Raw genomic sequence first — 16,475 nt, 5'->3', positions numbered from 1 at the left:
AATATCATGAGTACGACATCATATTTATCAGATAGGATTAATAATCTATCCGAATCAGCGACGCTTAAGATGACAAAGCTTGGTCGCGAATTGGCTGCTAAAGGCATCAACGTAATTAGTTTAAGTGTGGGCGAGCCCGACTTCAACACTCCAGATAATGTTAAGGAAGCTGCGAAAAAGGCGCTGGACGATAATTTCACGCGCTACTCACCGGTACCCGGCTATCCAGATCTGCGTCAAGCGATTGTTGACAAGTTAAAAAACGAAAACGGACTAACCTATGAACCTACCCAGATCGTGGTCTCTACAGGTGCCAAACAGTCCCTTTCGAACGTCATTCTGACATTGATCAATCCAGGTGACGAAGTCATAATACCTACGCCATATTGGGTTTCCTATTCGGAAATGGTGGTATTGGCAGAAGGAAATTCTGTCTTCATCCATACAGATATCGAATCGGATTTCAAAATTACTCCTGCCCAACTGGAAGCTGCTATAACGCCCAAAACAAAATTGTTCATGTTTTCTTCTCCATGTAACCCGACAGGTTCGGTATACAGCAAAGAAGAGTTGGAGGGGCTAGCAAAAGTATTTGAAAAACACCCAAATATTTTCATCCTTTCTGATGAGATTTACGAACATATCAACTTTGTCGATAAACACGAATCCATAGCGCAGTTTGACAGTATCAAAGACCGTGTTATTATAGTAAACGGTTTTTCTAAGGCTTTCGCGATGACTGGCTGGCGTCTTGGCTATATTGCAGCTAACAAAGAAATTGCCGCAGCAAATGACAAACTGCAAGGGCAAACAACTTCGGGGACATGCTCGATAGCACAGCGCGCAGGCATCGTTGCGTACAATGAAGGCTTAGCCAGCGTACAAACTATGAAGGAAGCATTTCTACGTCGCCGCCAATTGGTATATGATCTATTAAATGCAATTCCCGGCGTGAAAACGAACCTTCCTGAAGGCGCTTTCTATTTCTTTCCGGAGATCAGTTCATTTTTTGGCAAAAAAGATGCCCAAGGCAATGTCATCAAAAATTCTTCGGATTTGGCGTTGTATCTATTAAATGAAGGTCATATCGCCACCGTCGGTGGAGACTCTTTTGGAAACGACAATTACATCCGGCTCTCCTATGCCGCTTCAGACGAAAACCTGAAAGAAGCATTACGCAGAATGAGGGAAGCTTTAGGAAAGCTGGCGTAACCCGTCTGATAAGACGTTATTATACCAAAAAGGTCTGTTACGCTGGCGTAACAGACCTTTTTAGCTATCCGGCATGAGCAGTTAGCAACCGATAGTCACCCCGTTCGGTATTATCGCATTCTTTTTCACGACAACAATGCCATCCTGAATGGTATGTGTTTCGAAGTCGCCATCGGACAGGTGTGCGCCCCCTTTTATCCGAACATCATTTCCAATCCTACAGTTCTTGTCCAGGATAGCATTTTCAATATAACACCGTTCGCCAACCCCCACAGGCGGTGGTTGTTGTGTGCTCCCCAGATTCAGCACCTCCTCTAACGGCTCATAGTAATCCGTTCCCATCATGTAAGTCGCTTTTATAACGGTTCCTCTACCGATTCGAGACCGAATACCGATTACCGATCGTTCCAGTTTGTCCGCGTTTAAAATGCAACCATCAGACACGATAGTATTATTCAATGTCGTTCCCGATATTTTAGAAGGGGGCAACATCCGCGCACGCGTAAACACCGTCTCATTAAAAAGATTGAAATCCGGCACATCATCTGTCAGACCGATATTGGCGTCGAAGAAAGACTTGATTGTTCCGATATCTGTCCAATATCCGTCAAATTGATAGCTCAGCACTCTTTTAGAACCGATTGTATCCGGTATAATCTCTTTCCCGAAGTCCATGCCGGGATTATCTGTCAATAAACTTTTAAGAATACCTTTCGAAAACACGTAAATACCCATGGAAGCCAAGTACCTGCGCCCCTGATTCTCCATGTCTTCGGATACATCAGACGCCCAGTTGAGAACTTCCACACTGTCGGGTTTTTCAGTAAATGAGACAATTTCGTTTTCCTCGTTGGCTTTTAAGATCCCAAAACCAGTTGCATCTTTGGCGTTGACCGGTATCGTGGCAATCGTAACGTCACTGCCATTTTCAACATGAAAGTCAATCAAAGCGGAATAATCCATTTGATACAATTGATCGCCCGACAAGATAAGCACATAATCGTATTCAACATTCAATAGATTTTTTTGGGTACGTCTTACCGCATCTGCTGTACCTTCGAACCAGCGATCCCCCTCTATCGTCTGCTCCGCCGCGAGAATATCCACAAAACCTTTACTGAAAATACTGAAGTTATAGGAGTTTTTGATGTGTTTATTTAACGATGCAGAGTTAAACTGCGTCAATACGAAAATCTTATTGTAGCCGGAGTTCAGGCAATTAGAAATCGGAATATCGACTAAGCGATACTTTCCTGCGATGGGTACAGCGGGTTTTGAACGCTGTTCTGTCAAGGGAGATAGGCGTGTTCCACGCCCGCCGCCCAATACGATGGAGACTACTTTATGTGCCATAACGAAACCTTTATAACTGGTTATACAATTGTATATATTCTTTTGCTGATTTGTCCCATGAAAAATCCAATGACATCTCCCGTTGTCGGATCTTTTGTAAAACTGTGGGGTTTGACACAACATCTAGTGCACGTAATACGGCTTGAGCTGCAGTGTCTACATGCAATCCATGGAAAACAAATCCATACCCCCCGTCCTCTTCCACATCGATCACCGTATCCTTCAAGCCACCAACACCCCGAACCACAGGAATAGTCCCATATTTCATAGCATAAAGCTGGTTCAAGCCACATGGCTCGACACGCGAAGGCATCAATAGTAGATCTGCTGAAGCATAAACCTGATGCGCCAAAGCCTCATTATACCCAAAGAACGCCGCTAATAGATCTGGATAACGTGCCCGTAGCTCTTCCAAGTTTTCCTGTAAGATATCATCTCCCGATCCCAGTATAAATATACTTATTTTATTTTCAGTATTCGAAAAAATTTTTTCAATGATATCAGGCAGCAAATCTGCACCTTTTTCTGTCGCAAACCGGCCGATGAAAGCTAATAAGGGTAAATTATCCGGTAAGCCTACCGAGCGACAAAACTCTTTCTTATTAGCTTTTTTACCGGATCTAACAGTAGACTTCTTGTAAGGTTTAGCGATCAACGAATCAATTTCCGGATTCCAATACTCGCCATCAATTCCATTCACGATGCCATATCCTTTTTGTGATTCCGCTTGAAATAGGCTTTCTAGCCCATTTGCTTGTGTATACAGCTCTTGCAGGTAGCCTGTGCTCACCGTTGAAAACGCATCGCAGCATTTCACGGCCGCCGCGAAGGGATTAATTAGACCATCCCAATCCAACAATCCCCATCTCCAGGTATCGAAAGCAGGTAACAGTATGCCCTTACTCCACGGCATCCACCCTTGGTATTGACCATTATGGATGGTAAACAGCGTTTTAACATTAGAAAGGTGATTGAAATCAATCGCATGTTTCATCAAAAAAGGAACCAAACCGACATGGTGATCGTGGCAATTGACAACATCCGGAATGATCGCTGCCGTCTTCATCCAATGTAAAAATGCATGTTGAAACGCAATCCACTGCTCGGCTTCATCAGGATAACAGTAAACTTCTTCCCTATCCAACTTCCCTGGGATACGGATCAGGTACAAGGGGAATCCAAGTGGATCGCCAGCTTCCTTCAGGATTTCGTACTGCAAGAGCTCGGCGCCTTGCATAATCGTGCCGGCATGGATCACATCGAAGTCCCGCTCTTGCGTAAACACTTTATCATAAAATGGAGCTACTACCCAAGCGTTCACGCCCAATTTACGCTGATAGCGCGGCAAAGCCCCCACAACATCCGCTAATCCACCCACCTTGGCCAGTGGGAAACATTCAACGCTTAAATGTATTACATGCATATTAAATCCTTTTTAATACCAACCCAGCTAGTGGCGGCAACTGAAGTGCAATAGAGTTTTCTTTATTCATCCAAAAAATAGCTTCCGACGACACTTGCCCCTGAGCCACACCGCTACCGTAGAACATCCGATCGTCTGAATTGCATATCGTTTCCCAATCTCCGGCACTCGGAACGCCAACCCGGTAATCACGTATCACCGGAGTAAGGTTAAGCACAACCAACACATCGTCGACCTCCGAATGTCCGCGACGCAAGTAAGCGAAAATACTGTTCTGCTCATCTCCTAACTCTATCCATTCAAAACCTTCGGGGCTAAACGTCTTCTCATAAAGCGCAGGCTGTGCGCGATAAAGGTGGTTAAGTTCCTTCACAAAGCGTTGCATGCCACGATGTGGCGCAAATTGTGTAAGGTGCCAGTCTAATGACTGATTCACGTTCCATTCGGAGGTTTGCGCGAACTCGCCGCCCATAAACAACAATTTGGTTCCGACAAAGGTGTACATGTACAAGTAGAGCACACGGAGGTTGGCGAATTTTTGCCATTCATCCCCAGGCATTTTATAGATAAGCGATTGCTTTCCATAAACCACCTCATCGTGCGATAGCGGTAGCATAAAGTTTTCGTTGAATCCGTAAACTGTTGCAAAAGACATTTGGTTGTGGTAGTAGCGGCGATTTATAGGGTCTTCTTTAAAATAATTAAGCGTATCGTGCATCCATCCCATCATCCACTTCATGCCGAAGCCCAAACCACCCGCGAATGTCGGCTTACTCACCCCTGGCCAAGATGTGGATTCCTCTGCGATCGTCTGCACATCTGGAAAATGTTGGTAAACAGCCTCATTAAGTTCTTGCAGAAAATGAACCGCTTCAAGGTTTTCACGCCCTCCGTAAATATTGGGCTCCCATTGTCCCTCCTCACGGGAATAATCCAAATACAACATGGAAGCCACAGCGTCCACACGAAGGCCATCGATGTGAAACCTATCCAGCCAGAAGAACGCGTTGGAAATCAAGAAAGAGCGCACCTCATTTCTTCCGTAATTAAATATATAGGATTTCCAATCGGGGTGGTATCCTTTTCGGGGATCCTCATGTTCGTACAAATGGGAACCATCAAAGCGGTAAAGGCCATGTGCATCACCTGGAAAATGCGAAGGCACCCAATCGAGCAATACACCAATTCCGTTTTTATGTAAGCTCTCAATCAGAAACATGAGATCTTGTGCACTGCCGTAGCGCGAAGAGGCCGCAAAATAACCCGTAATTTGGTAACCCCATGATGGATAATATGGGTGTTCCATGATCGGCATAAATTCCACATGGGTGAAACCCATTTCCACTACGTATGGAACCAACTTATCTGCAACCTCCCGATAATTCAATAGGCGCAAAGGATCTTCCGCATCTCTTGCCCAAGAGCCTATATGCATCTCGTAGACCGAATAAGGTTTATCCAATGCATTCACCTCTTTGCGGTGCTTCATCCACTTGCTATCTTCCCACTGATACCACGTTGTGGAAACAACGGAAGCTGTCCGGGGAGCGATTTCGTTAGCCAAGGCAAATGGATCCGCCTTTTGCAGAACTTCGCCGCTATGGGAATGAATATGGTACTTATAGACTTCACCCAAATCCAACCCTTCAATAAAACCTTCCCAAATACCGCTACTGTCCCACCGTACAAACAACGGATGGCGGTGTGGATTCCAACCGTTGAAGTTTCCGATTATGGAAACAGATTGCGCATTGGGTGCCCACACGGCAAAGTGCACGCCCTGTTTTCCGTCCACATGACAAGCATGGGAACCTAACTTCTCATATAGCTTAAAATGTTTCCCTGACCGAAACAGACTGATATCATATGCTGTAAATAAAGAATAAACTACTACCGTTTCGCTCATTATTGCTATATTATTCTATCGTTAACTTTCTAAATTCTTTCTCTACGGCGAAATAAGGCAATTTATCTTCGTCCATTGATCCCTGTATAACAACACCGTCCACCTCTATTTTGTTCACGGCAAACGGTAGTCCGATAAAATAAATTTTATACGTATCGAACCGTTCGTTGTAGAGCCCTTCTTGATTTTGGCTTATTGTCAAGCTATCTTTCTTTCCTTCCACGATAAAGTGCTTCTCGCTGTACACACTTTGTTCATAAGCAAACGTATCTCCGTGGTCTATGTAGACATCCGAATCCTGGCGTCCTAAACTATAATAGATATTTAAACGAAGCGCATCGATATTCCGCTCTCCGGTATATTGCATTACGGGATACGTGGGTATTACGCTACCTGCACGAACGAATATGGGCATCTCATCCAAAGGTGTCTCTATCTGATGTTCCTGTCCTCCAGCATATAACACGTTGCTGAAATAACCATACCAGCTACCTTCGGGCAGATAAACGATTTTCGACTGCTGTCCGGGATGCAGCACAGGTGATACCAAAATATGGTGTCCAAAAGCAAATTCCTCTTCCCGCAATAGATTTTGAGCCTTATGCTGTTCCAGCAGCGCTATTGGGCGTAAGATAGGCTCTCTGTATTTGTGTTGTCTCCAAAACGTACTGTATATGTAAGGAAGTAGTTGATAACGCAGTTCAATAAACTTTTTGCAGATAGCTTCCCATTCTGGACCAAAACTCCATGGCTCACGGTCGCGCGTGTCGCCCGCAGAATGCACGCGCATGAATGGCGAAAAAACACCGAACTGCATCCATCGGGTATACAATTCGCCGTCGGGTTCGCCCGTGAATCCGCCTATGTCTGTACCACAAAAAGATAAACCAGACACGGAAAGTCGCTGCAACTGCAGCACACCGATGCGAAGATGCTCCCAAGTAGCAATATTATCGCCGGTCCAGACGGAAGAATAGCGTTGTGTACCCGCGTAGGCAGCTCGTGTGATGGTGAACGGTCGCTTATTGCGTTGTAGTTTTTTCAAACCGTCATAAGTCGAACGTACCATTTGCATACCATAGATGTTATGCGCTTTACGATGCGAGCCACGATATCCTTCGTAATAATGACGAACGTCTCCGGGGAACGTGCCACGACCAAATACCGCTGGCTCGTTCATGTCGTTCCACACGCCGGCTACGCCATCCTCAACCAATCCGCGATACAGCGTACCCCACCACTCGCGCACGTCGGGGTTGGTATAATCCGGGAATTGGCACCGCCCCGGCCAAACATAACCTTCCATAAAATAGTCGTCGCCACGACGACAGAAATATCTGTTTTCCTTGCCCTCTTTAAAAACCCAATAATCCTCATCTACCTTTATTCCGGGATCGATCATCACAACGGTCTTAAAGCCTTCTGCTGCCAAATCCGCAATCATTTTTTTTGGATCTGGGAAATATCTTTTGTTCCATGTAAAACAGCGGTAACCGTCCATGTAGTCGATATCCAGGTATATGGCATCGCATGGAATCTGTCGTTTTCGGAATTCCGAGGTAACCTCCCGGACATTCGCTTCAGGATAGTAGCTCCACCGGCATTGGTGATAGCCAATCGCCCACAGCGGCGGCATAAAATGGGTTCCCGTCAGTGTATGATAATGCTTCACAACTTCGATCATTTGCGGCCCGTGGATATAATAATATTGCATTTCCCCACCTTCAGACCAATAACTCGTGCGATCCTCGCGTTCGGAAGCAAAGTCGAAATAGGTTTTGAAGGTATTATCGAAGAAAATACCATACGCTTCACCATCAGTCACGCCGATATAAAATGGTACAGTCTTGTATAAGGGATCCTGATTGAAACCAAAACCATAGGTGTCCGAATTCCAATTGCTGAAACGGCGCCCCCGCAGATTCAGGTTGGCTGACTTATCTCCTAGGCCAAAAAAGGCTTCTTTTGCCATGGCTTTCTTTGTACAATAGACATAGTATCCGCCGAAATCTACATTCTCCTCCCAATGCATCGGCTTGTGATCGGCATTGATCACTTTGCCGGTTATATTTTCAAAAACTACTAAAAAATCTTCTTTTTGAATTCGACAAACAACGGCATTGGTTTTGACTAAATACGCGTCCCCCGTTTCTTCCAGAGCAAAGGAAAGCGGATGCAAATCCAAGTCTTTTTTTATGGCGTAGGAAAAATCTTCCAAAAAAGAGCCTTGGGGTGCAAGCCGGACACGAATGATCTCGTCTGAAAACACTTTTACCTCCACACGGGCTTTGCCATCTGTAAAGATGAATTTATTGCCTTCTTTTACGTAAGAAGTAGGCTTACCCAAGTATTTTTTTTCAATTGCAGGGACGTCAAGAACGGGATTGTTTACGTGGTGTATATTGTCTAAAGATTCCTCGTTAAGTAGCTCCGACGCGAATCCTTCCTTTTTATCTAAATCTGCCATAATATTCTCTTAATTTACGGTTCACATTTCAATTTTTCGGAATTAAAATACGACATTTTTTAGGAAAGCTGGGTCTCCCAACAATAAAAAAATAAAAGTGTAGTAAAAAAAGTAATTACTTGCTACGGATAGCTTCTACGGGATCCATACGTGCGGCATTAATCGCTGGCACAATACCAGCTACAAGACCGATCAAAGTGGAGAGTGCCGTTGTTAAGATCACCATCTGTACACTGACGACTACCTTAAAGTCTAACACAGCCTGCACAAGCGCAGCGAGTCCATAGACGCAGACCAACCCGATAGCTCCACCGATCAAGCATAAGGCGACACTCTCAATCAGAAATTGAGAAAGAATAAAAAACTGCTTTGCTCCCAACGCTTTTTGGATACCAATTAGATTCGTCCGCTCGCGGACGCTCACAAACATAATGTTTGCAATACCAAACCCGCCTACCAAGATGGAAAAAATCCCAATACAAAAGCCAGCAAGATTGATGACAACAAACATCTGATCTAGCTGCGCAGTAATCAAGGTAGTTTTATTGACCGAAAAATCATTCTCGCGGGTGGGGGGGATACGTCGCACGGATCTTAAAATTCCAGTAAGCTCACTCTCCGCTTCTTCCAGTGTGATTTGCGGCTTGACTTCTATGGAAATGCTGGGTGAATAATTTTCGTAATTAACAAGATTCCTTGCTAAGCTGAACGGAATATAGGCAACATCGTCGTTGGAAACATCAATTAGCATGCCCGACCCTTCCCTTTTTAAAACCCCAATGACCTGTAGTTTTCTTCCCATAAGAGCAATATATTTTCCGATGGGCTCCTCGACAGGAAATAGGCCTTCGGCGATAGTCGCACCCAAAATCACGCTGTTAGCACCAGCCCGGGACTCCTGCTCGGAGAAATAACGGCCATCGATAATGTCCAAATTTCGGATATCTAAAATATCGTGGGTTGCGCCGACGACACTGATGTTAGCGGCCGAATTGCTTTTGTATTTTGCCGTAGCGTTGCCGATCGTCATCGAATAGGCTACCTCTTCGGCCGTCGTCATACGTGCCTGAACGGCCTCAAAATCCGCATACTTCGGCTCAGGCCTGTTCACATATTTCCACCACGGGAAATCAGGTCCCCCATCCCATGGCCATTTCTCGATATACAACGTGCGGCTACCGATTTTACGTACAGACTCTTCTAAGTTGTTGCGTAACGTATCCACGGCAGAAAGCACGCCAATGATCGTCATGATACCTATTGTCACCCCCAAAAGAGACAATAAGGTACGCGTACGGTTATCCTTTAGCGCGGATAACGCGAATAAAAAACTTTCCTTAAGTAGCGTGAGAACCAAAAACATATCCGTGCATAAATATAACAGATTTATTGAATTCTAACGAATAATAAGCCTTAGAATAGTACTATTTAGATTAATAATCCTTAACTTTGTAAGCTTTTTGAAACCATTCCATTCCAAGATTGTTGAAGGTTTCAACGGACAAAACATAGCACAGAATAAGATGAAGTTATCACAGTTTAAATTCAATTTACCAGAGTCTTTATTGGCATCAGAGCCTTCAGAACAACGGGATGAATCCCGTCTGATGGTCTTGCATCGCGATTCTGGAAAAATAGAACACAAGATTTTCAAAGACGTTTTAGATTATTTCGACGATAAAGACGTCATGATATTGAATAACACCAAGGTTTTCCCTGCACGTATGTATGGCAATAAAGAGAAAACAGGTGCAACCATCGAAGTATTCTTACTACGCGAGCTAAACAAGGAATTGCGATTGTGGGATGTACTGGTTGACCCGGCCCGCAAAATTCGCGTCGGCAATAAACTATATTTCGGAGATGATGATCTGTTGGTCGCTGAAGTGGTCGACAATACAACATCCAGAGGACGGACTATTCGTTTTCTTTTCGATGGAACAGACGAGGAATTTAGGCGCAATATTGAAATATTGGGTGAAACGCCACTTCCGAAATATATCAAGCGGAAAGCTACGCCGGAAGATAAATTTCGCTACCAAACTATTTACGCAAAAAATGAAGGCGCAGTGGCGGCACCAACCGCTGGTCTGCACTTTTCTCGCGAATTAATGAAAAGATTGGAGCTTAAAGGAGTCGATTTCGCCGAAGTGACGCTGCATGTAGGCTTGGGTACCTTTCGCACGGTTGAAGTGGAAGACTTAACTAAACATAAAATGGATTCCGAGCAGTTTATTATTTCAGATGATGCTGCCCGCGTAGTGAACAACGGGATAGACGCGAAAAAGCGTATATGCGCTGTAGGAACTACCTCGATGCGCGCCATCGAGTCTTCCGTATCTGCAGACAAACACCTCAAGGCGGCGAATGACTGGACCAGCAAGTTCATCTATCCACCTTACGATTTCAGTATTGCAAATTCGATGATTACGAACTTTCATACGCCAGAGTCTACCCTATTGGTTATGATTGCCGCGTTTGCTGGTTACGAAAATACCATGAATGCGTACGAAGTAGCCGTGAAGGAAAAGTATAGATTTTATTCCTATGGCGACGCAATGTTGATCATTTAATGGAAAGAACTAGGTTGCACGGGTAAAACGAAAAAGAAGGTGTATCAACCTTCTTTTTTGCTTTTAGTGTGATCAATGTAGCAAATCAAACAAAAACACGTACAAGTAGGTGCTACTGCAAAGCACCACGTGAAAACCTCGCCCCCCTGTGTGCACCTATTTTCCATGGATCGCGCTGAGCGGTGCGCCTAAAAAGCAATCCTCCGCCTCCCCATGAAGAAAGTTGCCCGACAGCCCTTTAAAACCCGGATTTTACTAGCTATTCGCAGCTTTATAGCGGTCATTGCTGAAAATTTTTTGTGAGGAAATTTTACAAATCTTATGGTAGGAAGTAACCGGTATACGGTGCATTTTCCTTCGCGTTTCAGCAGATAAAAATGGCCATCCTTACTACCGGTGCATAAAAAAGGGTGGCCTTCCGGACACCCTCTCTTAAATTTTCAGGTATAAACCTAATTAGTTTTGCTCCGTAACAGAAACTGGTACTACCGATACATAAGATTTGTTATTTGCTTTCTTACGGAAAACAACGGTACCATCTACCAATGCATACAACGTATGGTCTTTACCTACACCTACATTGGCATCAGGGTTATGCAATGTACCGCGTTGACGTACGATGATGTTACCCGCGATAGCTTGTTGACCGCCAAAAATCTTAATACCTAATCTCTTACTATGTGACTCACGGCCGTTCTTGGAACTACCCGCACCTTTTTTATGTGCCATTTCTTTATCCTAATTTATGACCTTTAGCAAGGTCAGATTAAAAACTCGATTATAAACTGATGCCAGTAATCTGGATCTTCGTAAACTGTTGACGGTGACCGTTTTTCTTCTTGTAGCCTTTACGACGTTTTTTCTTGAAGACGATAACTTTATCACCTTTCAAATGAGACAAAATAGTAGCCGAAACTTTAGCACCTGAGATACTCGGTGTACCTACAGTGAATTTACCACCGTCTTCTGCTAACAATACATTGTCAAATTCAATACTAGCGCCTTCGTCTCCTTGTAACCGGTGCACAAAAAGATACTGGTCTTTTGCAACCTTAAATTGCTGTCCTGCTATATTTACTATTGCGTACATTGTTATATAATATATGTGTTAATATTTAATGAGCTGCAAAGATATAAAATAATGTAAAAAATTAAAAGTAAAAAACAAAAATAAAATCGCTTCTAAACGCCCTAATGCGCAGGCACGCACGACCCTTTTCGTTAGTTACTAAAATAAGCCCTTACATTCTTTCCTTCTACCCAATTCATAAACGCTTTATTCACTACCTTATTTCCTCCAGGAGTCGGATAGTCTCCAGAAAAATACCAATCTCCCAAATGATTTGGACATGCCTTATGCAAATTGTCAAGCGTTTGGTATACGACTTCCAGTTCAGCTTTCAGATTGTGCGGACGGATAATACGTGCAATTTCCGCAGAAATTTCTACATCGGTAAAAGGCTCATAAATAGCTTTGACATAATTCTCTACTTCATCTTTGGGCTTCGTTATGGAAGCCAGACAGCGCTGGTATACTTCATCCACGACGTGGGCTAAACCATTCTGCTTCAACAACGATATTGCAGCCTCAAATGCTACGAATTCTCCCATTCTAGACATGTCTATACCATAACAGTCTGGGTAACGAATTTGCGGAGCAGATGATACGATGACAATTTTCTTCGGGTTGAGGCGATCCAAGATCGTTAGAATACTTTGCTTTAATGTCGTACCCCGAACGATGGAGTCATCGATTGCAACGATCGTATCATCATGATCTTTCACGATCCCGTAGGTAGTATCGTACACATGCTGAACCATATCGGTGCGATCTGCATCTTGTGTGATGAACGTACGTAATTTCGCATCCTTGACGTTTAGCTTTTCAAACCGGGGTGTAATGTTGATCATTTCCTCCAGTTCCAAGTCCGAAATCTTGTCGGCCCGCTTTAATAATACATCCTTTTGGTAGTTGCGAACGTAGGTATTGATTCCTTCCATTACGCCATAGTAAGATACTTCCGCTGTATTGGGGATAAACGAAAATACTGTATTTTTAATATCGCTTCCCACAGCTTGAAGGATCTGCGGACACAGCAATCGGCCCAGTTCTTTTCGTTCTTTATAAATATCCGCGTCAGACCCCCTCGAAAAGTATATACGCTCAAATGAACAGGATTTTTGTGTCGCCGGCTGGCGGAACATCTCTTGGGAAATGGTCCCATCTTTTTTAGCAATCAGTGCATGGCCGGGTTTAATTTCCTGTACCGCACCCAATGGCACATTAAACGCGGTCTGGATAACGGGCCGTTCAGACGCTACCACCAAAACCTCATCATCTTGGTAATAAAATGCAGGACGGATGCCTGCTGGATCACGCATCACAAAAGCATCTCCATGTCCAAAAATTCCCGCTATGGTATATCCTCCGTCCCAGGTTTTTGCCGAGCGCGTCAATATCTTCGCGACATCAAGATTCTTCGCAATCTGGGCGCTGATCTCGATATTGGAGTATCCGTCTTTTTTGAATTGGTCAAAAAGCTCTTGATTCTCATCATCCAAGAAATGGCCGATCTTCTCTAATACGGTAACCGTATCCGCCTGCTCTTTCGGATGCTGTCCCAACTCGTATAACTGCTGCAGCAACTCGTCAACATTGGTCATATTGAAATTCCCCGCAACAACCAGGTTACGTGTCATCCAATTGTTCTGCCGCAGAAATGGGTGACAGCTTTCGATACTGTTTTTACCATGTGTGCCGTAACGGAGATGTCCCAAAAGTACTTCGCCGGTAAAGCTTACATGCTCCTTCAACCAGTCGGTGTCCTTCGATTCGACAGGATAGGCCTTATTTACCGCAGCAAACTTTTTCTGCACATACTCAAAAATATCAGCAACAGCCGAGGAGCCCATGGCCCGATAGCGGGAAATGTACCGGTTACCCGGTTTTACGTCAAACTTAATCGTAGCAATACCGGCTCCATCCTGACCTCGATTATGTTGCTTCTCCATCAGTAGATACAACTTATTGATGCCATAATAGGGCGTACCGTATTTTTCTTGATAATAAGATAGGGGTTTCAGTAATCGAACGAGTGCTATACCGCACTCATGTTTTATAGCGTCACTCATAGCTTGAATTGATGCTGCAAAGGTATGTATTATTTGGAAGATATTTCACAACAAAAGATAAGCTAAAACATTTTTATTACCTTCAGAAAACAATCGCCCTCGGACAAAAATATAGCGCTTACCCTGCCCCAGTCTATCGCACCGTTTCCTTATGTAGCACATGCTATTCGACAACTCGCGGCCGAATGATATGCCTGGTATCCATTTTCACCTGCCCCCCTTCAATCGCCATATTCACGATGTAAAGATATCTCGGATTGACATGGGAAGCATTCTTATGCGCGTGGAAGACGTACTTCAACTTGCCTTTGTGGTCGCTGAAATACGCACCATGCCCCGTTCCGACAAGCCCTTTTCTGGGGCGCTGTAAAATAGGATTATTCGGGCTCTTTATCCAAGGCCCCGTTGGTGAGCTCGCTGTGGCAAACCCCACACCGTAGTCTAGGCTTCGAAAATCGTTGCCCGAATAAAGCAAGTAATAGGTAGGCCCCTGCCTGATGACAGACGCACCTTCGGCCACCTTTCCAAGGGACTTTTCCCAATATTGAGTCGATGCGTCTATACATTTGGTCAATGTTTCTTCTTTAATCGACTGCCAATCCTCTGCTAGTTCAGCTACCCAAATCACGTTTCCATCTGTAAAGCGTACAAAATAAAGGTAGGCCTTCCCATCTTCATCGATAAAAAGCGAGGAATCGATCCCTTTCTCAATGCGCATGGGCGTATGATCCTTTTGTTTGAATGGGCCTAGCGGCGTATCCGCAGTAGCTACGCAAATATGTTCCTCCGCCGTATAAAACAAGTAAAATTGCGCTTTTTTTTCGTTGTAATAGACTTCGGGCGCCCAGAACCATTTTTCACCATAGGAATCATCTTTCTTAAGTAACAGCTGGTTATGTTTTGTCCATATCCTTAGATCCTTCGTATAATATACTTCAAACCCTTCGTCGGAACTGGTACCATAAGCAAAATACTGATCGTTATGCCGAAAAATGAAAGGGTCAGCAAGTGGCAAACTTCGCTCCTGCTTTTCCAGCTGGCTACGACAAGATGCTGTTAGTATCGCACAGGCCACTGTGCCAAATAATATGCTTGTTTTCATTTTCCGAATCGCTTATATATTTATTCATGGTAGCCTTATCAGTATTCTTCCCAGCGATACATCTAAAAGATGCTTAGGCTGGCACGAAGGCCAACAAACCGTCAATAGCAAATGACTACCACAAAAGTAAACCATCGCTAGTTTCTTCGGCTGACAAAAAGTCTCAATTAATTACGAAATTGTATCAAATTGAAAGACTGATCCTAAAAATGCGGTTGAACCTGACGTTTACAGAAGCCTATGTACTCCTATTTTCGCGAAACGGCAGCTGTTTCGTATATTTAACTCGTGGAGTAACACTTGTGTGCGAAAAAAATAAATTGATATGACAAATTTAGAGATCATACACACCTTGAAAACATCTTCCTTTATCGATGAAAATGGAGAACGATATGCATTGGAATTCCACGAAAAACTGACAGACGAAGAAATCGAAGAGTTACGAAAATCCTTCCCTAACAGGCATATTGACGATGAACTCGCGGCCATCCTACGGATAACGCGCGGATGGGACAGTGTCGCATTCAAAATGGTTTATTTTGACTCTATTAACGAGTTTGGCTTTTGGGAGCTATCACCGAACTCTATCACGCTGGGGCATGATGGCTTTGGAAATTACTGGGTACTTGACATCGATAACGAAGGTAAACTCGGAAAGGTTTTTTTTGCCTGTCATGACCCTGCGGTATTTATCGTACACTCGCAAAACTTAAACGAGTACCTACAGCACCTACTCGATTTCCACCAACATCCAACGGACAATTATATAACAAATTTCCAGATCAATACGGTGTCACAAATTTGGGAGCGACAAAATGCGTTTCTTCCCAAGGCTGAGTTTATCAAAAAAAATCCGAAACACACGACGTTTCTCACCACGTTCGAAGGGGAAGATTGGACGATTGCTGATCTATCATCTGGGGAAAATGGCATAGGCTTCGCATGGGGGAAATTTCGACCTAGCCAATTGGCACAACGGCATCCTAACGAACTGATATGGGTGTTAAAGAACAGAAGGCGCAATTTCTTTGCTAGACTTTTTAGTTAAAACACCAAGTTTTGAAAGACGAAGTTCCTTGGATAATATAGCATCATTAGTTATCTAAATTTTTACATGCTGTCTCCTATACCCTATGTTGATGGACAGTCCATATTGTCGATGCTTCCACAACTGTAGTACGGAAAAAAGATAAGCAGCACGTGCAATAGATCCTCGTGGTGCCGAGTTGTATTTCCCTACCGTTATCCATTCGATTAATCCAGTTGCTCCTCCGCTTAAAAAACACTTCACACCTGTGAGAGAGCGC

General features: G+C 43.9%; 12 protein-coding genes. 3 read left to right on the top strand and 9 right to left on the bottom strand.

Going from position 1 to position 16,475, the window contains the following annotated elements:
- The first annotated feature begins 6 nt into the window (after positions 1 to 6).
- Entirely contained in the window at positions 7 to 1,212 is a 1,206-nt protein-coding gene (locus IE165_RS01185; RefSeq protein ID WP_229826247.1) for a pyridoxal phosphate-dependent aminotransferase, read from the top strand.
- 81 nt (positions 1,213 to 1,293) lie between these two features.
- Here IE165_RS01185 and IE165_RS01180 read toward each other — a convergent pair whose 3' ends face one another.
- The 5 genes from IE165_RS01180 to IE165_RS01160 form a co-directional block, all read right to left on the bottom strand.
- Entirely contained in the window at positions 1,294 to 2,565 is a 1,272-nt protein-coding gene (locus IE165_RS01180; RefSeq protein WP_189624764.1) for a glucose-1-phosphate adenylyltransferase, read from the bottom strand.
- Between the two features lie 10 nt (positions 2,566 to 2,575).
- Positions 2,576 to 3,988, bottom strand: coding sequence for a glycogen synthase (locus IE165_RS01175; RefSeq protein WP_189624763.1), 1,413 nt, complete (start codon positions 3,986 to 3,988; stop codon positions 2,576 to 2,578).
- A 1-nt stretch (position 3,989) separates the two neighbouring features.
- Positions 3,990 to 5,894, bottom strand: coding sequence for a 1,4-alpha-glucan branching protein GlgB (gene glgB, locus IE165_RS01170; RefSeq protein ID WP_189624762.1), 1,905 nt, complete (start codon positions 5,892 to 5,894; stop codon positions 3,990 to 3,992).
- A 10-nt stretch (positions 5,895 to 5,904) separates the two neighbouring features.
- The gene (locus tag IE165_RS01165; RefSeq protein WP_189624761.1) at positions 5,905 to 8,361 is read right to left on the bottom strand and encodes a glycoside hydrolase family 31 protein; all 2,457 of its coding nucleotides are present in this window, start codon (positions 8,359 to 8,361) and stop codon (positions 5,905 to 5,907) included.
- Positions 8,362 to 8,476: 115 nt separating this feature from the next.
- Positions 8,477 to 9,724 (bottom strand): ABC transporter permease, encoded by a 1,248-nt coding sequence (locus IE165_RS01160; RefSeq protein ID WP_189624760.1) that lies wholly within the window; start codon positions 9,722 to 9,724, stop codon positions 8,477 to 8,479.
- A gap of 160 nt (positions 9,725 to 9,884) precedes the next feature.
- Here IE165_RS01160 and queA point away from each other — a divergent pair, with 160 nt between their 5' ends.
- Positions 9,885 to 10,934 carry a tRNA preQ1(34) S-adenosylmethionine ribosyltransferase-isomerase QueA gene (queA, locus tag IE165_RS01155; protein WP_189624759.1) on the top strand — a complete coding sequence of 350 codons (1,050 nt, stop codon included), beginning with the start codon at positions 9,885 to 9,887 and terminating at the stop codon, positions 10,932 to 10,934.
- Between the two features lie 456 nt (positions 10,935 to 11,390).
- On the opposite strand, the gene rpmA is transcribed toward queA, so the two are convergent.
- The 4 genes from rpmA to IE165_RS01135 form a co-directional block, all read right to left on the bottom strand.
- The gene (rpmA, locus tag IE165_RS01150) at positions 11,391 to 11,663 is read right to left on the bottom strand and encodes a 50S ribosomal protein L27 (RefSeq protein WP_189624758.1); all 273 of its coding nucleotides are present in this window, start codon (positions 11,661 to 11,663) and stop codon (positions 11,391 to 11,393) included.
- A gap of 49 nt (positions 11,664 to 11,712) precedes the next feature.
- Positions 11,713 to 12,024 (bottom strand): 50S ribosomal protein L21, encoded by a 312-nt coding sequence (gene rplU, locus IE165_RS01145; RefSeq protein WP_037494579.1) that lies wholly within the window; start codon positions 12,022 to 12,024, stop codon positions 11,713 to 11,715.
- Positions 12,025 to 12,155: 131 nt separating this feature from the next.
- Positions 12,156 to 14,066, bottom strand: a complete 1,911-nt coding sequence (locus IE165_RS01140) for an amidophosphoribosyltransferase (protein WP_189624757.1) — start codon at positions 14,064 to 14,066, stop codon at positions 12,156 to 12,158.
- 163 nt (positions 14,067 to 14,229) lie between these two features.
- Entirely contained in the window at positions 14,230 to 15,168 is a 939-nt protein-coding gene (locus IE165_RS01135) for a glycoside hydrolase family 43 protein (RefSeq protein WP_189624756.1), read from the bottom strand.
- Between the two features lie 325 nt (positions 15,169 to 15,493).
- Between IE165_RS01135 and IE165_RS01130 the strand changes: the two genes are divergently transcribed.
- Entirely contained in the window at positions 15,494 to 16,216 is a 723-nt protein-coding gene (locus IE165_RS01130; protein ID WP_189624755.1) for an SMI1/KNR4 family protein, read from the top strand.
- Positions 16,217 to 16,475: the final 259 nt, after the last annotated feature.

The organism is Sphingobacterium griseoflavum (assembly GCF_014653155.1).
GTDB classification, from domain to species: Bacteria; Bacteroidota; Bacteroidia; order Sphingobacteriales; family Sphingobacteriaceae; genus Sphingobacterium; species Sphingobacterium griseoflavum.
Note: the sequence above shows the minus strand (reverse complement) of the source record. Positions and strands in the feature narration are given on the sequence as shown.

Excerpts from the sequence above, each read along its gene's own strand:
- IE165_RS01185 (WP_229826247.1), top strand. The coding sequence starts at position 7 with ATGAGTACGACATCATATTTATCAGATAGGATTAATAATCTATCCGAA.
- IE165_RS01180 (WP_189624764.1), bottom strand. The coding sequence starts at position 2,565 with ATGGCACATAAAGTAGTCTCCATCGTATTGGGCGGCGGGCGTGGAACA.
- IE165_RS01175 (WP_189624763.1), bottom strand. The coding sequence starts at position 3,988 with ATGCATGTAATACATTTAAGCGTTGAATGTTTCCCACTGGCCAAGGTG.
- glgB (WP_189624762.1), bottom strand. The coding sequence starts at position 5,894 with ATGAGCGAAACGGTAGTAGTTTATTCTTTATTTACAGCATATGATATC.
- IE165_RS01165 (WP_189624761.1), bottom strand. The coding sequence starts at position 8,361 with ATGGCAGATTTAGATAAAAAGGAAGGATTCGCGTCGGAGCTACTTAAC.
- IE165_RS01160 (WP_189624760.1), bottom strand. The coding sequence starts at position 9,724 with ATGTTTTTGGTTCTCACGCTACTTAAGGAAAGTTTTTTATTCGCGTTA.
- queA (WP_189624759.1), top strand. The coding sequence starts at position 9,885 with ATGAAGTTATCACAGTTTAAATTCAATTTACCAGAGTCTTTATTGGCA.
- rpmA (WP_189624758.1), bottom strand. The coding sequence starts at position 11,663 with ATGGCACATAAAAAAGGTGCGGGTAGTTCCAAGAACGGCCGTGAGTCA.
- rplU (WP_037494579.1), bottom strand. The coding sequence starts at position 12,024 with ATGTACGCAATAGTAAATATAGCAGGACAGCAATTTAAGGTTGCAAAA.
- IE165_RS01140 (WP_189624757.1), bottom strand. The coding sequence starts at position 14,066 with ATGAGTGACGCTATAAAACATGAGTGCGGTATAGCACTCGTTCGATTA.
- IE165_RS01135 (WP_189624756.1), bottom strand. The coding sequence starts at position 15,168 with ATGAAAACAAGCATATTATTTGGCACAGTGGCCTGTGCGATACTAACA.
- IE165_RS01130 (WP_189624755.1), top strand. The coding sequence starts at position 15,494 with ATGACAAATTTAGAGATCATACACACCTTGAAAACATCTTCCTTTATC.